18 protein-coding genes are annotated in these 20475 nt (G+C 39.6%); all 18 read left to right on the plus strand.

Annotated elements, in window-relative coordinates; genetic code table 11:
- The first annotated feature begins 104 nt into the window (after positions 1 to 104).
- The 18 genes from C7437_RS08690 (at position 105) to icmF (ending at position 20201) form a co-directional block, all read left to right on the plus strand.
- Positions 105 to 1076, plus strand: coding sequence for an ABC transporter substrate-binding protein (locus C7437_RS08690; RefSeq protein WP_111439282.1), 972 nt, complete (start codon positions 105 to 107; stop codon positions 1074 to 1076).
- Positions 1069 to 2064: a FecCD family ABC transporter permease gene (locus C7437_RS08695; protein ID WP_111439283.1), complete on the plus strand. Its 996-nt coding sequence runs from the start codon at positions 1069 to 1071 to the stop codon at positions 2062 to 2064. Before C7437_RS08690 ends, C7437_RS08695 begins: the two co-directional genes overlap by 8 nt.
- A gap of 1 nt (position 2065) precedes the next feature.
- The gene (locus tag C7437_RS08700; RefSeq protein WP_111439284.1) at positions 2066 to 3538 is read left to right on the plus strand and encodes an adenosylcobinamide amidohydrolase; all 1473 of its coding nucleotides are present in this window, start codon (positions 2066 to 2068) and stop codon (positions 3536 to 3538) included.
- On the plus strand, positions 3538 to 4497 hold the full coding sequence (gene cbiB / locus C7437_RS08705) for an adenosylcobinamide-phosphate synthase CbiB (protein WP_111439285.1): 960 nt from the start codon (positions 3538 to 3540) through the stop codon (positions 4495 to 4497). The genes C7437_RS08700 and cbiB overlap by 1 nt, the downstream gene beginning before the upstream one ends.
- Positions 4484 to 5560, plus strand: coding sequence for a pyridoxal phosphate-dependent aminotransferase (locus C7437_RS08710; RefSeq protein WP_111439286.1), 1077 nt, complete (start codon positions 4484 to 4486; stop codon positions 5558 to 5560). Before cbiB ends, C7437_RS08710 begins: the two co-directional genes overlap by 14 nt.
- Positions 5533 to 6063, plus strand: a complete 531-nt coding sequence (locus C7437_RS08715) for a bifunctional adenosylcobinamide kinase/adenosylcobinamide-phosphate guanylyltransferase (protein ID WP_111439287.1) — start codon at positions 5533 to 5535, stop codon at positions 6061 to 6063. The genes C7437_RS08710 and C7437_RS08715 overlap by 28 nt, the downstream gene beginning before the upstream one ends.
- Before the next feature lie 10 nt (positions 6064 to 6073).
- Positions 6074 to 6895, plus strand: coding sequence for a cobyric acid synthase (locus tag C7437_RS08720; RefSeq protein ID WP_111439288.1), 822 nt, complete (start codon positions 6074 to 6076; stop codon positions 6893 to 6895).
- The gene (cobS, locus tag C7437_RS08725; RefSeq protein WP_245909252.1) at positions 6892 to 7641 is read left to right on the plus strand and encodes an adenosylcobinamide-GDP ribazoletransferase; all 750 of its coding nucleotides are present in this window, start codon (positions 6892 to 6894) and stop codon (positions 7639 to 7641) included. The genes C7437_RS08720 and cobS overlap by 4 nt, the downstream gene beginning before the upstream one ends.
- A complete protein-coding gene (locus C7437_RS08730; protein WP_170122347.1) occupies positions 7611 to 8210 on the plus strand; it encodes a histidine phosphatase family protein in 600 nt (199 codons plus the stop codon). The genes cobS and C7437_RS08730 overlap by 31 nt, the downstream gene beginning before the upstream one ends.
- Complete coding sequence (locus C7437_RS08735; RefSeq protein WP_146249621.1) at positions 8162 to 8584, plus strand: bifunctional adenosylcobinamide kinase/adenosylcobinamide-phosphate guanylyltransferase; 423 nt, start codon at positions 8162 to 8164, stop codon at positions 8582 to 8584. The genes C7437_RS08730 and C7437_RS08735 overlap by 49 nt, the downstream gene beginning before the upstream one ends.
- Positions 8556 to 9146, plus strand: a complete 591-nt coding sequence (locus tag C7437_RS08740; protein ID WP_111439291.1) for a cob(I)yrinic acid a,c-diamide adenosyltransferase — start codon at positions 8556 to 8558, stop codon at positions 9144 to 9146. The genes C7437_RS08735 and C7437_RS08740 overlap by 29 nt, the downstream gene beginning before the upstream one ends.
- Positions 9147 to 9486: 340 nt before the next feature.
- On the plus strand, positions 9487 to 11652 hold the full coding sequence (locus C7437_RS08745) for a (Fe-S)-binding protein (RefSeq protein ID WP_111439292.1): 2166 nt from the start codon (positions 9487 to 9489) through the stop codon (positions 11650 to 11652).
- 165 nt (positions 11653 to 11817) lie between these two features.
- Entirely contained in the window at positions 11818 to 13026 is a 1209-nt protein-coding gene (locus C7437_RS08750) for an acetyl-CoA C-acetyltransferase (protein ID WP_111439293.1), read from the plus strand.
- Positions 13023 to 13874, plus strand: a complete 852-nt coding sequence (locus C7437_RS08755; RefSeq protein ID WP_111439294.1) for a 3-hydroxybutyryl-CoA dehydrogenase — start codon at positions 13023 to 13025, stop codon at positions 13872 to 13874. The genes C7437_RS08750 and C7437_RS08755 overlap by 4 nt, the downstream gene beginning before the upstream one ends.
- Before the next feature lie 17 nt (positions 13875 to 13891).
- A complete protein-coding gene (locus C7437_RS08760) occupies positions 13892 to 15028 on the plus strand; it encodes an acyl-CoA dehydrogenase (protein WP_111439295.1) in 1137 nt (378 codons plus the stop codon).
- Positions 15029 to 15125: 97 nt separating this feature from the next.
- Positions 15126 to 16265: an acyl-CoA dehydrogenase gene (locus C7437_RS08765; protein WP_111439296.1), complete on the plus strand. Its 1140-nt coding sequence runs from the start codon at positions 15126 to 15128 to the stop codon at positions 16263 to 16265.
- 9 nt (positions 16266 to 16274) lie between these two features.
- A complete protein-coding gene (locus C7437_RS08770) occupies positions 16275 to 16895 on the plus strand; it encodes a TetR/AcrR family transcriptional regulator (RefSeq protein WP_111439297.1) in 621 nt (206 codons plus the stop codon).
- A gap of 48 nt (positions 16896 to 16943) precedes the next feature.
- Positions 16944 to 20201 (plus strand): fused isobutyryl-CoA mutase/GTPase IcmF, encoded by a 3258-nt coding sequence (icmF, locus tag C7437_RS08775; protein WP_111439298.1) that lies wholly within the window; start codon positions 16944 to 16946, stop codon positions 20199 to 20201.
- Positions 20202 to 20475: the final 274 nt, after the last annotated feature.

Raw genomic sequence — 20475 nt, forward strand, 5'->3', positions numbered from 1 at the left:
TAAGTCGGCCTGGTCCAATTTTCCTCGCAGATTTATACCTATATCTATCTCTCGTTCTTAGGACGAGAGATTTTTTATTTGCACAAAAATAGGAGGAAAGAAAAATGAAAAAGCTATGGCAATTATTGATCATGTCCATATTAGCAACGCTTTTGCTAGTTGGATGTAACGGAGAAGAAGCAGCACCAGTTGAAAATTCAACTGATGATACACAACAGGAAGCTACTGTAGAAGAAACAGCATTCCCACTTACAATGACCGATGTGGTTGGCAATGAAATTACGCTGGAAGAAGCGCCAAAAACCATCGTGTCGATGATCCCGAGTAACACAGAAATTTTATTTGGACTAGGATTGAATGCTGAAATCGTTGGTGTAAATGATTATGATAACTATCCAGCAGAAGCGCTTGAAAAAGAGAAAATCGGTGGGCAGGAATTTAATGTAGAAAAGATCGTAGCGATGAACCCAGACATCGTATTTGCACATGAATCTATGATAGGCGTGGGTGAAGCAGGTTTACAACAAATCCGCGATGCTGGCGTGGAAGTTTTCGTTGTGAAAAATGCAGCGGACTTCAACGAAACGTATACAACAATTGAAGAAATAGGCCGTGCTACTGGAAAATTACCAGAAGCTCAACAAATTATAGAAGATATGAAAGCAAAAGTGGAAGAAGTAAAAGAAAAAGTAGCAAGTGTAGAAACGAAGAAAACAGTTTTTGTAGAAAATTCAGATGTTCCTGACATTTATACAGCTGGGAATGGCACATTCATGCAAGAAATGTTCGATATGATAAATGCAGAAAATATTGCAGCGGATCAAGAAGGTTGGTTTAAGATTGAACCAGAAGAAATTGTTAGCCGCAATCCAGATGTAATGATTATTTCATACAGCTATGTAGATGACATCATAAATAAAGTGAAAGCACGTGACGGATTTGATTCTGTTACTGCGGTGAAAAATGATGCAGTCGTTCAAGTGGATGAGAATTTAGTAAGCAGAACAGGTCCACGTCTAGGGGAAGCGTTAGAAGCAATAGCGAAAGCGGTTTATCCAGAGGTATTTAGTGAGTAAAACGACGATCGGTTACATCTTGTCTGTTGTTACGCTAATTGTAGCAATTTGGCTAGGTTTATCGATCGGGTCTGTAAAGGTACCGATCAGTACGTTATGGAATATAGGGGCGGACGGAATAGCGACCAATATTTTTTGGAAAATTCGCATGCCTCGTGTCATCCTGGCAGGATTAGTTGGCGCATCTTTAGCCATTTCTGGGGCGGCATTTCAGGCATTACTTAAAAATCCGCTTGCCGATCCATATACGTTAGGAGTGTCGTCCGGTGCCTCAGTAGGTGCCGTGGCTACACTCTTTTTCAGTATTTCGGTTCCTTTTTTAGGTATGTATACATTGCCTATTTTTAGTATGATTGGTGCCTTTGGAACAATGCTACTCGTGATTTTATTTGCGAAGCTAGTCGATCGTTCCATGAAAATGGAGACGCTAATATTAACAGGCATTATTTTTAGTTCATTTTTAGGATCTGTTATTTCGCTTATGATTGCACTTACGGGAGAAGAGTTACGCCAAATTATTAGTTGGCTATTAGGTAGTGTGTCCATGCGTGGGTGGAGTTACATTCAAATGGCATTACCTTTTATAATAATTGGCACATTTTTATTGTGGCTCAACAGAAGAGAACTAAATGCGATGCTGTTCGGAGAAGAACGTGCGAAGCATTTAGGGGTAGATGTAAAAAAACGTAAAATGATGATATTAATTGGGGGATCTATGCTTACAGGCTCAGCGGTTGCTGTGTCTGGAACCATTGGATTTGTCGGGCTAGTAGTTCCTCATATGACAAGATTACTATTTGGTTCAGATAACCGGCACGTATTACCACTTAGTTTTATTAACGGAGCTTCCTTATTAATCATTTGTGATTTAGTTTCTAGAACGATTATTGCACCAACAGAATTACCAATCGGTATTATTACCGCATTTATCGGTGCACCAGTATTTGCATTTATCTTCTTTAAACAACGGAAAAAAGGGGGCGTATAATTTGTTAAAAGTAGAAAATTTATCGGGTGGCTATGACCATCAGCTAATTGTTAAAAACGTCTCTTTTCAAGTTGGAAAGGGTGAAATGCTTGGAATCCTTGGTCCAAACGGAAGCGGGAAATCGACGTTACTGAAGGTCATGAGTGGTATTTTGCATAAATCAAATGGGTTTGTACAAATCGATGGAAAACTATTAGAAGATTACCCTTCCAAAGAACTTGCCAAAAAGATGGCTGTTCTACCTCAATTACATAGTCATGCATTTTCACATACAGTACGTGAAACGGTTTCTCTTGGTCGATATCCACATCAAAGTGGATGGTTTTCCACATGGTCTGAAGAAGATGAAGCTGTGGTGCAAGAAGCGATGTTACAAATGGGAATTAGTAGATACGAACATCAATCGCTTGACCTCTTGTCTGGAGGAGAGCAACAACGTGTTTTTGTAGCACAAGCACTTGCTCAAAATGCACAAATTTTACTGCTCGATGAACCGACAAATCATTTAGATATTGCACACCAAAAACAATTGCTGGACACGATTAAAACACAGGCAATTGAAAAAGGAATAACGATTGTGAGTGTATTTCATGATATTAATCTAGCCTCTCTATATTGTGATCGACTATTGCTCCTTGAAAAAGGGGAAATAAAAGCACTTGGTGAGCCACATGAAGTGGTAAGGAAAAACCTGATTGAAAATGTTTATAATGCAAGAGTGAGTACAAGTCCTCATCCAGAACAACCGAAGCCACAAGTGACGATTTTACCAGATGTACATGAAAAAAAGGATTACCAACCAATTACATTGAAGAACTTCCGTGTGGATGATGAATTAGTCGTTTTCCAATCAGCATATCAATTAAGAACATGGTCATCGGCCGTTATTAATCCTGGAAGTGGCTGGTATCGAACGTTTGTGAATAGAAGAGTAGATGCTTTATATAATATTGATAATGTGCAAATCGAAATGCAGGAATTTCTAACAAATCACGGTTTTTCCGAAACCGAAACAGTTGGAATGATGACCGCAGTATATACAAAGGATGCAGTCATTAGAGAATACGCAGGGGACTTTGGTTCCGTAGTTATTATGGTAACGGCTGGCGTCGGAAATGCGGTAGATGTATCGAGAGCTCATGAAGTAGAGGCGTTCCCAGCAATCGGTACGATCAACACATGGATTATTGTAAACGGCGAACTAGCAGAAGAAGCATTTCTTCAAGCAGTCATTACGGCAACAGAAGCAAAAACGAAAGCACTGACGGCAGAATCTGTAATAGATCCACGTACTGGAACGATCGCGACTGGAACTTCTACTGATAGTGTACTAATTGCTGCTACGCAAATGGGAGAACAAATTCCTTACGCTGGGCCAATTACTGAAATTGGCAAGAAAATTGGACTTGGTGTGTATGAATGCACAATAGAAGCCATTAAAACGTATAAAATAGCGAAAGGCTGGAATTCATAATGGGCCCGCATCTAATCGCGATTGCTGTTGGATTATTACTGGACCGAATAATCGGCGATCCACCTACTTGGCCACATCCGGTAAGATGGATTGGAAATTTGATATCTAAACTAACTACTCTATTGAACAAAGGCGGTGCGAGGAAAGCGAAAGGAATTGGCCTTGTACTAATCGTCGTTGGGGGAACTTTCCTCTTAACAATTGCACTAGTAAAAGCAGCATATTCCATTCATCTAGTCGTTGGAGTTTCAGTAGAAAGCATACTCATAGCATCTGGACTTGCACAGAAAAGCTTGAAAGATGCCGCAATGGACGTATACAATCCACTTGTAGCAAAGGATTTACCAACTGCAAGACAAAAACTTTCTTGGATTGTCGGAAGAGATACGGATCATTTAGATGAAAAAGAGATTACGCGAGGGGTAGTAGAAACTGTTTCAGAAAATATTAGTGATGGCATTACTGCTCCACTTTTCTACGCATTCATTTTTGCGGGAGCACCTGCACTTTGGGCGTACAAAGCGATTAACACGCTCGATTCGATGGTCGGGTACAAAAATGAAAAGTACAAAGATTTTGGCTATGCAGCTGCAAAATTAGATGATATCGTGAACTATATTCCAAGTCGAATCACGGGTTTTATTATGATGCTTTTTGGAAAAAAGGAAAGTGCAATTCCTTTTGGCAAGCGCATAAAAGGCTTTTGGTATGATGCGAAAAAGCATCCTAGTCCGAATAGTGGTTATTTAGAAGCAGCAACTGCCTACCAGCTTGGCATCCAGCTCGGTGGTGTAAATACATATAAAGGAATTGTCTCTAATCGCGCATTAATGGGAATTGGAGAAGTTCCATTACAAGCCAAACACATTAAGGGCACCATCTCACATATGCATACAGCGGTATTTTTGTTTTGGCTATGCATGACGGTCATAGGAGGGGTATTACTTGTCTTTACCTAATCACGGTGCAAATGCGCATCATGTATACGAACGACTTGGGATTACGATGCCCAAAACAGTCATCGATTTTAGTGAAAATGTAAATCCTTTAGGAGCCCCGTCATTTGTAAAAGAACGCTGGGAATCATACGTAGAATTAATCACGACGTATCCGGATCCACTTGGGGAACCATTTTTATCGGCAGCAGCGAACTATCACGGGGTATCCAAAGAGCGAGTAATTGTTGGGAACGGAGCAGCGGAAGTTTTTGCAAGTCTTGCGAAGCGCTATGAGCATAAACGTGCAGTAATCATTCATCCTACGTTTTCAGAATACGAAGCTACACTTTCTACGTATCATGTAGACATAAAAGAAATCATCGCAATTCATGCATTACCAATGGAAGAAATAAAGCGGGAAATAGAGTTTGCAGATGTGATTTATATATGCCGACCGAATAATCCAACTGGTTTTTTGGCCCCACTTGAAGACATAAAAAACATTGCAGCCTATGCAAAAAAACATACTTGTGAAGTAATACTAGACGAAGCTTTTTTAGATTTCGTAGATGAATTGGAATCATTTATTACCTTACTAAAAGAATTTCCAAATGTCATAGTCGTTCGTTCGATGACAAAAATGTATGCAATACCCGGTTTAAGATTGGGCTATGCAATTGCAAACGAGCATATTATACAGGATATACGTTCAAGAATGCCTCACTGGAATAGTAATGCGATTGCAACGACGATTGGTGCAGAGTGCTTGAAAGAAGAGAATTATAGATTTCAAGCCATTACTTTTGCTAAAAAAATGCGGGAAGAATTTAATGAGTTCCTAGAAAAGTGGAATTGTACGGTGCTTCCTTCTGTAACTAATTTCCTTTGTTTTCAACTACCGGATTCTACTTATTCAAAGGACTTTTTTGAGTATTTATTGGCAAAAGGATGCGTACTTCGCCATACCGAAAACTTTAAGGGATTGAATGGCTTGTGGTTTCGCGTCGGAATGAAAGAAAAGTCCCAGATGGAGCTTTTGCAAAAGGAGATGACCACATGGTTCGAGGAAAACTCGTCTTCATAACTGGTGGCGTTCGGAGCGGCAAGAGTAGCTTCGCCGAACAATATCTGATGAATGAGCAAGCAACCCGGAATGTCTATATAGCTTCTGGAGTAGCGGTGGATGGAGAAATGACAAAGCGTATTCAAAAACATCAAATAGATCGTGAAAGCTATCCAGTCGATTGGGTCACGACCGAGCAACCTCGCCATTTTGAACAAGTGATACCTACTATTCAATCAGGTGATGGGATTCTTTGGGATTGTGTGACGACATGGCTTGCAAATGAACTATATGAAGGTGAAATGGAAAAAGTAGAGAAACAATTATATCAAGCAATTGATCAGTTACTAGAAAAGGCAAAAGTTGTTGTTATTGTTTCAAATGAAGTACTTGATGAACCTTTATCAACCTATGAAAGTGTTATTCTTTATCAAAAGTGGATAGGACGAATTCACGTAAACCTTGTTGCAAAAGCAGACGAAGCATACGAGATGGAATATGGACTAAAACATCAGTGGAAATGAGGGTAAATAGGTGAATGGATTAATGGTACAAGGGACGGCTTCTAGTGTAGGAAAAAGTTTAGTATGTACTGCTATTTGTCGACTGTTAGCGGATGAAGGAAAACGAGTAGCACCTTTCAAGTCGCAAAATATGTCGAGCTTGAGTATTCAAACGGAGGAAGGTCTCGAAATTAGTGTTTCACAAGCACTGCAAGCACGGGCTGCAAAGACTCCATATTTACCGGAGATGAACCCAATATTACTGAAACCTACTAGAAATATGGAAACAGCCGTTATTATTCTTGGAAAAACAGAAAATCGAATGAATGGAATGGATTACCGAGAACAGTTTTTTACAGAAGGACAAAGGCTTATAAAAAATAGTTTGGCAACACTAGCTGATTCCTACGAATACGTGATTTTAGAAGGTGCAGGAAGTCCTGTTGAAATGAATTTAAAGGAGAGAGAATTAGTAAATATGCATGTTGCCGATTTAGCAAATGTACCGGTTCTCTTAGTAGCAAATATCGAGTATGGCGGAGTGTTTGCATCGATTGTTGGAACACTTGCATTACTGCCAGAAGCACAAAGAGCTAGAGTTAAAGGGATAATCATTAATAAGTTTCGCGGAGATCTTTCATTATTCCGAGACGGCATCGATTTCATAGAAGCGTATACAGGAGTAAACGTTTTAGGGGTTATCCCTTTTATGGACAATGAACTAGAAGAAGAGGATGGAGTAGCAAAAACGACCAATGCTGCTTCTGATGATCAAATAAATGAATGGGCACAACATGTTAAAAAGCATGTGAAATGGCAAGAGATACTGGCTATTTTAGAGGTGAATAAGTGACTAGTTTGTTGTTAGCACTTCAATTTTTCACCATTGTTCCCGTGAACAAAAATTTACCGATGGAGCGTAATCAAATAACTGGTATGTATAGTATTTACCCGTGGATAGGTGCTGCAATGGGAGGAGTAATTTGTTTACTTCTAACATTTGATTGGAGTTCACTTATGACAGCTTTTGGTGTTGTAATGCTTGGGGTTTTGTTAGCTGGGGGCCTTCATATGGATGGGTTTATCGATCTGTCGGATGCGTTTTTTTCTTATAAGGACAGAGCGAAACGTTTAGAAATTTTAGATGATCCTCGTGTTGGTGCATTCGGTGTGATGGCAGTCGTTTTTTTAGTTGTCGGGAAAATAATTATTGTTGCTGAAGTGCTATCATTCGACTCTTTTCACTGGATATTTCTTGTACTTATCCCCTTTTTTTCACGCGCAACGTTAACTGTTTTATTTGCGATAACGAAAAGTGCAAAAGAGAGTGGACTTGCATATTTCTTTAAAAAGAAGATGAATTCAAATGCTTTGCAAATAGCTACAAGTATGAATATTATTATTGGTATTATTGTATTAGGATGGATGACGGAATGGTTTATAGCGATCACATTTTTAGTCGTGATTTTCGCATTTATTCGCTTATATAGAAGTTGGGTATTGAAACATTTTGGTGGTGTTACCGGAGACATATTAGGTGCAAGTGTGGAACTTACGGAGGTGATATTGTGGCTTACCCTTTTACTGTTATTTTCATAAGGCATTTTCCAACGCAAGGAAATCAGCAAAAAAAGTATATTGGTTGGACAGATGAACCTATTTTAGAAGGAATAAAAACAAAAGAGTTATACGCCGAAAGAGGACAAATTGTAGGCAGTGATTTGCTAAGATGTAGGCAGACTGCAGGATTACTATTTGAACATATTTCCTACACTCCGATTGAAAATCTACGAGAATGTTCTTTTGGAGATTGGGAATATAAAACATATGAAGAGTTAAAAGAAAACCCAATATATCAGGCATGGATTGATAATCCACGGTCAGTAGCTCCTCCTAATGGAGAGTCACTAGATGATATGGAAGGCAGAGTAATATCCGTTTTTTATCAGTTGGTAGAAGAGATAAAGAATCCTATTTTCATTACACATGGTGGTCCAATCCGATATTTGTTATCCAAATTTATAGACAATGACAAGACTTTTTGGGAATGGGATGTCCCACATGGAAGTAAGTATACGCTGCACTGGGCAGATAAAAAAGATGTACTGGAGGGGAAACCGTGCACGTCATTTTGGGTGGAGCATTTAATGGAAAACGAGCATATGTAGAAAAAATGCTACACGTAGGTAGAAAACATCAGGTAGATTGGATAGATGCTGCATCTGAAACACAGGTCTTATCGCCAAATACAGAAGTGGTTGTTGTCTATGGTGTTGAACATATAGCAGAACCAGATTTGGGTATATTGCTTTTACAGATGGAACAATGGGATGAAGTTGTGGAAGTGATTGTCATTGCAACTGAAATTGGTAGAGGAATTGTGCCGATGGAAGCAAGCATGCGCAAATTGCGAGATGATGTAGGCAGGTTTTACCAACTATTATTTACGAAGGCGAATAGTGTCACACGGATTTGGTATGGCATATCACAAACGATAAAGGGAGATGGATTAGATGAAAATATATACAAAAACGGGCGATAAAGGACAAACAGGTTTAATCGGGGGAAGAACGAGTAAAGACGATATTCGAGTAGAAGCATATGGCACAATAGATGAAGTAAATTCATTTATCGGAAAAGCAGTGACAGAGTTAAATCCGGCTCTTTTTGCAGATATGTTAGAGGATTTAGAAACAATCCAGCACGAACTATTCGATTGTGGTGGAGATTTAGCGAATGTATCTAATAAACGTGTATACAAAATGACGGATGAACCAATCGAAGCAATGGAAAAACGCATTGATGTGCTAGTAGAAGAAGGACCGGCTCTAGAACGTTTTATCCTACCTGGAGGAACACCAGCAGCTGCAACACTTCATATTGCTCGTACAGTTACTAGACGTGCAGAACGTCTTGTAGTTACGCTCACAAAAGCAGAAGAGGATGTACCAGCAGTTGTGCAACGCTATTTGAATCGCCTATCTGATTATCTATTTGCAGCGGCAAGAGTTGCGAACTCGCGAGAAAATGTGTCCGATGTAGAATATATCCGAAGTGCAAAAGTATTTAAAAACGTAGGAAGCGTAAAAAAAGACGAGGAATAAGTATGATGAAATTAAGACTATGAGACTACTTCTGAAAAGAAGTGGTTTTTTTGTTTTTAGAGAGTGTTTTGCGTGGAACTCCGTGGATTTGTGTGTAACTGAGAGGGTTTGTGTGGAACGCGAGAGGGTTTTTGTGGAACTCCGAGGATTTACGTCGAAAATTAGGACTCTCCACCAAAAAAACATCCTCCAATATAACTATAAACAGAAAATTCTAGCAAATAACTATTGACTGAACACTCGCTCAGTTCTATTATTAATATAACTATATATTAATTTACTAAACAAATGGTATTCTATTCAAAATGTCATTTTACAACTCAAGAGGGGGAGAAATAAGATGAATCCATTATTAATCGCAAACTGGGTGCTGTTTTTCGCAGTCCTATTGTATGGAGTTGGTTTGTTCGCATATTTATTAAAAACAAGGTATGCATATATCAAACTTGGGAAAAAAGTTGAGTTTGAAGACAATATGAAAGAAAGGCTCGGCAAAATATGGGTTTATGTATTTGGACAAAAGAAACTATTAAAAGACAAGAAAAGTGGAATCATGCACGTTATGTTCTTCTATGGTTTCTTACTTGTTCAAGCTGGAGCAATTGATTTTATTTGGAAAGGTTTAGCGCCAGGTTCTCATTTACCACTTGGACCATTATATCCAGCGTTTACTTTCTTCCAAGAAATTGTCACATTACTTATTTTAGTAGCAGTTGTATGGGCGTTTTATCGCCGATATGTAGAGAAATTAGTTCGCTTAAAACGCGGATGGAAAAATGGTCTAGTGCTAATTTTCCTAAGTGGATTAATGCTTTCTGTTTTGATCGGTAATGGTATGGGAATGATTTGGCACGATCATAGTGCGGCTTGGACAGAACCTGTTGCATCAGCATTCGCTACTATTTTCGGATGGTTACCTGAAGTCGCTGCAGCCGCTGTTTTCTATGTTATGTGGTGGGTGCATTTAATAATCTTACTAACATTCTTAGTGTATGTTCCACAATCAAAGCATTTCCATTTGATCACTGGTCCTGCAAACGTTTACTTCCACCGTTTGGACAAAGTTGGCAAACTTCAACCGATCAATTTTGAAGAGGAAGAAGATGAGGAATCGGATGAAGAAACAGTACCTTCATTTGGTGTAGGTCGTATTCAAGATTTTACGCAAGCACAAATGATCGATCTATACGCATGTGTAGAATGTGGTCGCTGTACGAATATGTGTCCTGCAACAGGAACTGGTAAAATGTTATCTCCGATGGATTTAATCGTGAAACTTCGTGATCATTTAACATTCACAGGAGCTGTTGAAACGAAGAAAAAACCTTGGGTACCAGCATTAGCATTCCAAGGTACTAAAGGGAACCAACTTGCGATGGCTGCTGGAGCAGAAGGCGCATTAATTACAGATATTTATAGCCCATCTCTAATTGGAGACGTAATCACAGAAGAAGAAATTTGGGCTTGTACAACTTGCCGTAACTGTGAAGATCAATGTCCAGTAATGAATGAGCATGTTGATAAAATTATTGACCTTCGCCGTTACTTAGTAATGACGGAAGGGAAAGTAAACCCGGATGCACAACGCGCAATGACTAATATCGAGCGCCAAGGTAATCCATGGGGCCTTAACCGCAAAGAAAAAGAAAACTGGAGAGATGTTCGTCCAGATATTTATATTCCAACAGTAAAAGATGTATCAAAGGCGTCAGAAGAATTTGAATACTTATTCTGGGTTGGTTCCATGGGGTCATTTGATAGCCGTTCACAAAAAATAGCGTTATCATTTGCAAAATTGATGAACGAAGCTGGAGTGAAATTTGCGATACTAGGCAATAAAGAAAAGAACTCAGGAGACACACCACGTCGTCTTGGGAATGAGTTTTTATTCCAAGAGTTAGCAACTGCTAATATTAGTGAATTTGAAAAAGCTGGCGTAACAAAAATCGTAACAATTGATCCGCATGCATATAATATCTTTAAAAATGAATACAGTGATTTCGGTTGGAGTGGGGAAGTTCTTCATCATACAGAAATGTTGTACGATTTAGTACAAGCAGGTCGCTTGAAACCGCAATATGCAGTGGAAGAAACAATTACTTTCCATGATTCTTGTTACTTGGGTAGATACAACGAAGTATATGATGCACCTCGTGAAGTATTGAAAGCAATTCCAGGAGTTAAACTCGTTGAAATGGATCGTAACCGCGAATCTGGAATGTGTTGCGGGGCAGGTGGCGGACTAATGTGGATGGAAGAACATGTTGGGAATCGTGTCAATGTGGCCCGTACAGAACAAGCGTTAGAAGTGAATCCGACAATTATTTCATCTGGATGTCCATACTGCTTAACGATGTTATCAGATGGTACAAAAGCAAAAGAAGTAGAGGATACAGTAGGTACTTATGATATCGCTGAATTACTTGAACGTTCTATCTTTGGAGAAGTTCTCCCACCAGTGGAAGAAATAGAAGAAGAAGTAATTGTAGAGAAAATTATTCAATAATTAGATAATTCAGTATTGCCAAATTAATGCTAGTTTAGTAAACTAGAAATAACAATAAAAGGGAGTGGAAGCACTCTCTTTTACTTTCTAACAAAGTCGAGCGAGCGTTCAGTCAATTTTTATTTGATTCATTATGAAAACGATTTCAAAAAAGGGGTGGCTATTTTGACGAAGACAGTAATTTTGGATGGGGCACGTACGGCATTTGGGAAATTTGGTGGAGCTTTAAGTAGTTTAACGGCTTCAGACCTTGGTGGAGTAGCGATTAAAGAAGCGTTAACTCGTGCAGGGATTACAGCTGATCAAGTCGATGAAGTAATCATGGGGACGGTACTTCAAGCAGGGCAGGGGCAAATTCCATCTAGACAAGCGGCAGCAAAGGCAGGGATTCCTTGGTCTGTAAAAACAGAAACGATTAACAAAGTGTGTGCTTCAGGGATGCGTAGTGTAACGCTTGCAGACCAGTTAATTCGACTAGGAGACGAGGACATAATTGTTGCAGGTGGCATGGAATCGATGTCGAATGCTCCTTATTATTTACCAAAGGGACGTTTCGGACTTCGTATGGGAGATGCACAAATCGTAGACGGAATGATCTCTGACGGACTTTCTTGTTCATTTCATCCATTACATGTTCATATGGGAACATACGGTAACTCCACGGCAGAAAAGTTTGAGTTAAGCCGTGAAAAGCAAGATGCTTGGTCATTCCGAAGTCATGATCGTGCTTTAAAATCAATTGATAATGGAATTTTTGCAGAAGAAATAATTGCAGTAGAAATCCCACAACGCAAAGGGGATCTACTGAGCGTGAAAGAAGACGAGTCTCCACGACGTGGTACAACGCTTGCATCACTGGCTCAGCTAAAACCTGCATTTGGCAGCGAAGGAACCATTACAGCTGGAAATGCACCTGGGATTAACGATGGTGCTTGTGCAATGATACTGACGAATGAAGAAAAAGCAAAAGAGCTTGGAAAAGAGCCACTTGCTTATATATTAGGACATGCAGAAATAGCAATAGAACCAGAAAACTTCCCACAAACACCAGGATTAGTCATTAACAAATTACTAGAAAAAACCGGGAAGTCTCTGAAAGACATTGACCTATTTGAGATAAATGAAGCATTTGCAGCAGTTGCATTAGTAAGTAGTGAACTTGCTGGACTTGACGAAGAAAAAGTAAATGTAAATGGTGGAGCAGTAGCACTAGGGCATCCAATTGGTGCATCCGGAGCACGTATCATCCTTACATTAGCTTATGAGTTAAAACGTCGTGGTGGAGGAATTGGAATAGCTTCTATATGTTCCGGTGGTGGCCAAGGTGATGCAATTATGATTGAGGTTCCAAAAACAGGAGGACTACAAGCATGACAATCCAAACAATAATGGTAATCGGTGCTGGACAAATGGGTGCAGGTATTGCGCAAGTTTGTGCACAAGCAGGATTTGACGTGAAACTAAACGACCGTGAACAACAATTCTACGATCGTGGAATCCAAACAATTACGAAAAACCTATCACGTAACGTGGAAAAAGGCCGCATGACAGAAGATGAAAAACTAGCAGTCTTAAATAAGATTACGAAATCACTTTCGATCGAAGACGCAAGCGACGTGGATTTAGTAATAGAAGCGGCTGTAGAAAATATGGAAATCAAGCAATCTATTTTTAAACAATTAGATGAAATTACGCCAAAACATACGATTTTAGCAACAAACACATCGTCTCTACCAATTACTGAAATTGGAGCAGTTACAAAACGTCCAGAACAAGTAATTGGCATGCACTTTATGAATCCAGTACCAGTTATGAAGCTAGTAGAAATCATCCGCGGTTTAGCGACATCAGATGAAGTATACACAGCGATTGAAGAAATGACTAAAAAGCTAAGTAAAGTACCTGTAGAAGTAAATGATTTTCCAGGGTTCGTTTCCAATCGAATTCTAATGCCAATGATCAACGAAGCAATTTACACCCTCTATGAAGGGGTAGCAACAAAAGAAGCAATCGATGATGTGATGAAACTAGGCATGAATCACCCAATGGGACCACTCCAGCTAGCAGACTTTATCGGGTTAGATACATGTCTATACATTATGGAGATTTTACATGAAGGCTTTGGTGACAGTAAATACCGCCCATGTCCGTTACTGCGTAAGTACGTAAAAGCAGGCTGGTTAGGGAAAAAATCTGGTCGAGGCTTCTATATTTACGAGTAATAGAGGAGGCGCACATGATGGAACTAACATTCAACGAAGAGCAATTAATGATGCGTAACATGGTTCGTGATTTTGCGAAAACAGAAATTGAGCCATTTATTGAACGAATGGAACAAGGGGAATTTCCTCGAGAAATTATAAAGAAAATGGGCGAACTTGGCTTAATGGGAATAACAGTTCCCGAAGAGTACGGTGGGGCTGGAATGGACTATACAAGTTATATCATTGCAATTAATGAACTTTCCAAAATGAGCGCAGTAGTCGGAGTTATTTTATCCGTCCATACATCTGTTGGAACAAATCCAATTCTTTATTTCGGCAATGAAGTACAGAAAAACAAATATGTTCCGAAACTTGCTTCTGGTGAATACTTAGGTGCATTTTGTTTGACTGAGCCATCTGCGGGTTCAGATGCGGCATCATTAAAAACAAAGGCAGTTAAAAAAGATGATCATTATGTGCTAAACGGCTCGAAAGTATTTATCACAAATGGTGGAGAAGCGGATGTAAATATAGTCTTTGCATCAACGGATCCAAGCCTCGGTTCAAAAGGGATATCTGCTTTCATCGTTGAAAAGGAGACACCAGGTTTTATCGTCGGAAAAGATGAAAAGAAAATGGGCTTACATGGGTCTAGAACGGTTCAGTTAACCTTCGAAGATATGAAAATTCCTGTAGCGAACCTCCTAGGAGAAGAAGGCGACGGATTCAAAATTGCAATGGCCAACTTGAACGCTGGTCGCATTGGTATTGCAACGCAAGCACTTGGAATTGCAGAAGCGGCTTTTGAAGCGGCTGTGGGATATGCAAAAGAACGTGTGCAATTTGGTAAGCCAATTGCCGCAAACCAAGGAATTGGCTTTAAGCTTGCAGATATGGGGACGGCTGTAGAAGCTGCAAGACTACTTGTTTACCGGGCAGCAAGTTTGCACCAACAAAAAATTCCTTGTGGAAAAGAAGCATCGATGGCCAAGTTATTTGCTTCTAAAACAGCAGTAGATGTTGCGATTGAAGCGGTACAAGTTTTCGGTGGCTACGGCTATACAGAAGACTATCCAGTAGAACGCTACTTCCGTGATGCAAAAGTGACAGAAATCTACGAAGGCACAAGTGAAATTCAACGAATCGTAATCAGTAAACACCTAATAAATTAACTTTAGCTAGTATTTAATATAGGTAGAAAGTTTCGCTGATTGGAGCGAAAATCAGCTTGTAGAAACTAATTAAAACTAAAAAAGGGCGGGATAATAGATGAATTTTCAACTATCAGAAGAACATGAAATGATTCGTAAAATGGTACGTGGATTTGCAGAAAAAGAAGTAGCACCAACAGCAGCTGAGCGTGACGAAGAAGAAAGTTTTGACCGTGGAATCTTCGATAAAATGGCAGAACTAGGCCTAACAGGTATTCCTTGGCCAGAAGAATACGGCGGAATTGGATCTGACTATCTTGCCTATTGTATAGCTGTAGAAGAATTATCACGCGTAGATGCATCAATAGGTGTAACACTTTCTGCACATACTTCTCTTGCTGGATGGCCCATTTTCAAATATGGCAATGAAGAGCAAAAACAAAAATATCTTCGTCCAATGGCAGAAGGTAAAGCAATTGGTGGATATGGCTTAACAGAGCCAGGTGCAGGTTCAGATGCTGGGGGCATGAGAACGAATGCTAAATTAGATGGCGATGAATATGTATTAAATGGTTCGAAGATCTTCATTACAAACGGTGGTATTGCAGACACTTATGTTGTCTTTGCTGTAACGGATCCTGAATCGAAGCATAAAGGAACAAGTGCATTCATCATAGAAGCGGGCTTCCCAGGATTCTCAGTAGGGAAGAAAGAAAAGAAAATGGGGATTCGTTCTTCACCAACAACAGAAATAATTTTCGATAATTGCCGCGTTCCAAAAGAAAACCTTCTTGGAGAAGAAGGACAAGGGTTTATCATTGCAATGAAAACATTGGATGGTGGGCGAAACGGAATTGCTGCTCAAGCAGTCGGTATTGCACAAGGTGCGCTAGATGCATCCGTGAATTACGCAAAAGAGCGCGTTCAATTTGGCAAGCCAATCACAGCAAACCAAGGAATTTCATTCAAACTAGCAGATATGGCAACTTCAATCGAAGCGTCGCGTTTGTTAACATACCAAGCAGCTTGGCTTGAATCAAATGGTCTTTCTTACGGGAAAGAATCAGCGATGGCGAAACTAATGGCAGGCGATACAGCGATGAAGGTGACGACAGAGGCAGTACAAGTATTCGGTGGTTATGGCTATACAAAAGACTATCCAGTAGAACGCTTTATGCGTGATGCGAAAATAACTCAGATTTACGAGGGTACACAAGAAATTCAACGTCTTGTTATTTCTCGCATGCTGACAAAATAAACGTTGTCTATGGACAAGAAGCATGAAGTCCCGACCTCTGTGAAGGATGAAAGCCTCATTGAAAAAAGACGTCAACAAATAATTCGTGCAGCAGTTACATTATTCAAAGAAAAAGGCTTCCACCGAACAACTACGAGAGAAATTGCTAAAGCAGCCGGATTCAGTATTGGAACACTGTACGAATACATTCGAACGAAGGAAGATGTGCTCTATTTTGTATGCGATAGCATTTACAACGAGGTACATAACAAGCTCGTCGAAATTTCACATGAAAAAGGAACGATTGATGGTTTAACAACAGCCATTCGCCACTATTATGGGGTAATAGATGGCATGGAAGATGAGTTTGTTGTTATGTACCAAGAAACAAAATCTTTACCTAAAAGTGCGCTTGAATATGTACTCAATAAAGAATTAGAAATGGTTGATATTTTCCGGAAAATTCTTGTTGGCTGCAAACAAACAGGGGAACTTGAGCTAACAAAAGAACAATGTCATCTTTACGCCCATACACTAGTCGTCCAAGGACAAATGTGGGCATTCCGAAGATGGGCATTGCACAAGGAATATACAATCGAACAATTTACAGAACTACAACTAGAATACGTACTCAGAGGGATGGGGCGGTAAGTGCCAGTCACTGCACAAAGAAATGTACACAAACTAAGGGGGAACAACATGTCTACGATAGAAGTATACCGTCCAACAAATCACGTTCGTTTTGTATCAGCATCAAGTCTATTTGACGGACATGATGCATCAATTAATATTATGCGCCGTATTTTACAAGCAAGTGGAGCAGAAGTGATTCACTTGGGACACAACCGGTCAGTAGAAGAAGTAGTCAATGCCGCTATTCAAGAAGATGTGCAAGGAATCGCAATATCTTCCTATCAAGGTGGACATGTTGAGTATTTTAAATATATGAAGGATTTACTCGATGAACGAGGTGCGCCACATATTCGAATATATGGCGGCGGCGGTGGAGTAATCATTCCAAGAGAAATAAAAGAACTACAAGAATACGGGATTTCTGGTATTTTCTCACCTGAAGACGGCCGTAAACTAGGTCTTCAAGGGATGATCAATGAAATGTTAAGAGAGTGCGATGTGCCAACACAATCTTCCGGAGCAATAGATGAAATTGCATCTGTTACTACTGAAGACCTTCCGCAGCTTGCACATTTAATCACGGTTGCAGAAGAAGCGCATCAAACACAAGATCCTGAAGCGATATCCATGCTAGAGCAAGCAAAGAGTCTTTCAAAAGGTACACCAGTGCTTGGTATTACAGGAACTGGAGGAGCAGGAAAAAGTTCGTTAACGGATGAATTAATTCGCCGCTTCCTTCAAGAACTTCCGGATAAGAAAATAGTCGTTCTATCGATTGATCCAACGAAACAAAAAACGGGTGGAGCTTTACTTGGAGACCGTATTCGTATGAATGCAATCTTTAACAAACGCGTATATATGCGTAGTTTAGCAACTCGTGGATCCCGTACAGAATTGTCAGGAGCTCTTGCAGATGTTCTAGATGTAGTGAAAGTTGCTGGCTTTGATTTAATCATTGTTGAAACAAGTGGTATCGGGCAAGGTGATGCTGAAATCGCTAATGTATCAGACGTTTCCATGTATGTGATGACAAGTGAGTTCGGTGCGCCGTCTCAATTGGAAAAAATCGACATGATTGACTATGCAGATTTAATTGTTATCAACAAATTCGAACGTAAAGGTTCCGAAGATGCACTTCGTCAAGTACAAAAACAGTATCAACGAAGCCGTGAACTTTGGCATGATGATATAGGTACGATGCCGGTTTATGGAACAATTGCTAGCCAATTCAATGATAAAGGAACGAATTCTTTATTTGCGGCATTGGTTGGAGTGTTGAATAAAAAAACAGGATCTGATTGGGAAACGTCTTTCGATCAATTCGTCAAAACACAGAAGCAAAATGTCATCATTCCAAATGATCGTTACTATTACCTTCGTGAAATTACAGACACTGTTCGTGGATATCATAAAAAATCAGAAGAACAAGTTGCTTTTGCAAGACGATTATTCCAACTAGAAGGTGCAATTCAAGAAGTAAAAGAAAAAGCTCCAAATGATGTATTGGTTCAATCACTCGAGTCTTTAGTAAATGGTGTACGGGAGGAATTAACAGCTGAATCTAAGCGTATATTAGAAAACTGGGATGCTTTGAAAGAGGCATACGCTGGAGATGAATTTGTCACAAAAGTTCGTGATAAAGAAATTCGTACCGTTCTGCGCACAGAAAGCTTATCTGGTTTGAAAATACCACGAGTGGTACTTCCTGCATTCGTCGATTATGGCGAGATTTTAAAATGGGTGTACAAAGAAAATGTTCCAGGTTCATTCCCATATACAGCAGGAGTTTTCCCTTTCAAACGTGAAGGAGAAGATCCAAAGCGTCAATTTGCTGGAGAAGGAACACCAGAACGTACGAATCGCCGGTTCCATTATTTGTCGAAAGATGATGATGCGAAACGTTTATCTACTGCATTCGATTCAGTAACACTTTACGGAGAAGATCCAGATCACCGTCCGGATATTTATGGGAAAGTTGGAGAATCAGGTGTAAGTGTTTGTACATTAGATGACATGAAAAAGTTATATGATGGCTTCGATTTATGCGCACCAGCTACTTCTGTGTCGATGACGATTAATGGACCTGCTCCAATTATTTTAGCAATGTTCATGAATACAGCAATTGATCAGCAAGTTCGCATTCGGGAAGTAGAACTGGGACGCACACTAACTTTAGAAGAATATGTGGAAGTGAAAGATGCAACGCTTCAAGTAGTTCGAGGCACAGTTCAAGCGGATATTTTGAAAGAAGATCAAGGACAGAATACTTGTATTTTCTCTACAGAATTTGCATTGCGTATGATGGGTGATATTCAACAGTATTTCATCGATAAAAAAGTGCGTAACTATTATTCTGTTTCCATTTCCGGCTACCATATAGCGGAAGCAGGTGCGAACCCAATTTCACAGCTTGCATTTACTCTTTCAAATGGCTTCACTTTTGTCGAGTATTACTTAAGTCGTGGCATGAACATTGATGACTTTGCACCAAACTTATCGTTCTTCTTCTCGAATGGATTGGACCCAGAGTACACAGTGATCGGGCGCGTAGCTCGTCGAATTTGGGCAGTAGTAATGCGTGATAAATACGGCGCAAATGATCGCAGTCAAAAGCTTAAGTACCATGTTCAAACATCTGGACGTAGCTTGCATGCACAGGAAATTGACTTCAATGACATTCGTACAACGCTACAAGCATTGATGGCATTACAAGATAACTGTAATTCTCTACACACAAATGCTTACGATGAAGCAATTACAACACCAACAGAAGAATCGGTTCGTCGAGCAATGGCGATTCAAATGATCATCACAAAAGAGCATGGTTTGTCGAAAAATGAAAATCCACTACAAGGTGCATTCATCGTGGATGAGTTAACGAACCTTGTAGAAGAAGCAGTATTAACCGAATTTGACCGTATTAATGATCGTGGCGGCGTACTTGGTGCGATGGAAACACAATACCAACGAGGTAAAATTCAAGAAGAATCGATGTTTTATGAAATGAAAAAACATACTGGTGAACTACCAATTATCGGTGTGAATACTTACTTAAATCCAAATCCTGCTACAGAAGAGGATATTAACAATATGGAAATAGCGCGTGCTACAAAAGACGAAAAAGACACACAAATCGTCAATTTACGAAACTTCCAAGCTAAAAGCCCTACTGAAACAGAGGAAGCACTTAATCGTTTAAAACAAGTAGCGGTAACTGGCGGCAATATCTTTGAAGAGCTTATGTCAACTGTTCAAAAAGCAAGTCTTGGACAAATTACAAATGCTTTATACGAGGTTGGTGGACAGTACAGAAGAAATATGTAAAAGTTAAGTGTCTCGAGGAAAATCGAGACACTCTTTCTTTTTTTTTGTATAATAAACTTAAAATGTTGAGAAGGAGCACTAGCATGAAAAAACCAATTCACATAATGGTCATTATAATACTGCTACTTCTAACATTTTTCCTATATAATAAGAGACTGGGCTCAATTCCATTGTTGATACTATCAATTTATTTATTCGGTTTGGCTGGTTCAAACATATCCCTTTTCAAAAAGAGTAAATGAAGGTAGCATATTACATAAATGTTTGTATATAA

Source organism: Psychrobacillus insolitus, from assembly GCF_003254155.1.
Taxonomy (GTDB): domain Bacteria; phylum Bacillota; class Bacilli; order Bacillales_A; family Planococcaceae; genus Psychrobacillus; species Psychrobacillus insolitus.

Bases quoted from the DNA above. Each gene is read 5' to 3' on its own strand.
- C7437_RS08745 (WP_111439292.1), top strand. From the start codon at position 9,487: ATGAATCCATTATTAATCGCAAACTGGGTGCTGTTTTTCGCAGTCCTA.
- icmF (WP_111439298.1), top strand. From the start codon at position 16,944: ATGTCTACGATAGAAGTATACCGTCCAACAAATCACGTTCGTTTTGTA.
- cbiB (WP_111439285.1), top strand. From the start codon at position 3,538: ATGGGCCCGCATCTAATCGCGATTGCTGTTGGATTATTACTGGACCGA.
- C7437_RS08715 (WP_111439287.1), top strand. From the start codon at position 5,533: ATGGTTCGAGGAAAACTCGTCTTCATAACTGGTGGCGTTCGGAGCGGC.
- C7437_RS08765 (WP_111439296.1), top strand. From the start codon at position 15,126: ATGAATTTTCAACTATCAGAAGAACATGAAATGATTCGTAAAATGGTA.
- C7437_RS08770 (WP_111439297.1), top strand. From the start codon at position 16,275: ATGGACAAGAAGCATGAAGTCCCGACCTCTGTGAAGGATGAAAGCCTC.
- C7437_RS08690 (WP_111439282.1), top strand. From the start codon at position 105: ATGAAAAAGCTATGGCAATTATTGATCATGTCCATATTAGCAACGCTT.
- C7437_RS08760 (WP_111439295.1), top strand. From the start codon at position 13,892: ATGGAACTAACATTCAACGAAGAGCAATTAATGATGCGTAACATGGTT.
- C7437_RS08755 (WP_111439294.1), top strand. From the start codon at position 13,023: ATGACAATCCAAACAATAATGGTAATCGGTGCTGGACAAATGGGTGCA.
- C7437_RS08740 (WP_111439291.1), top strand. From the start codon at position 8,556: ATGAAAATATATACAAAAACGGGCGATAAAGGACAAACAGGTTTAATC.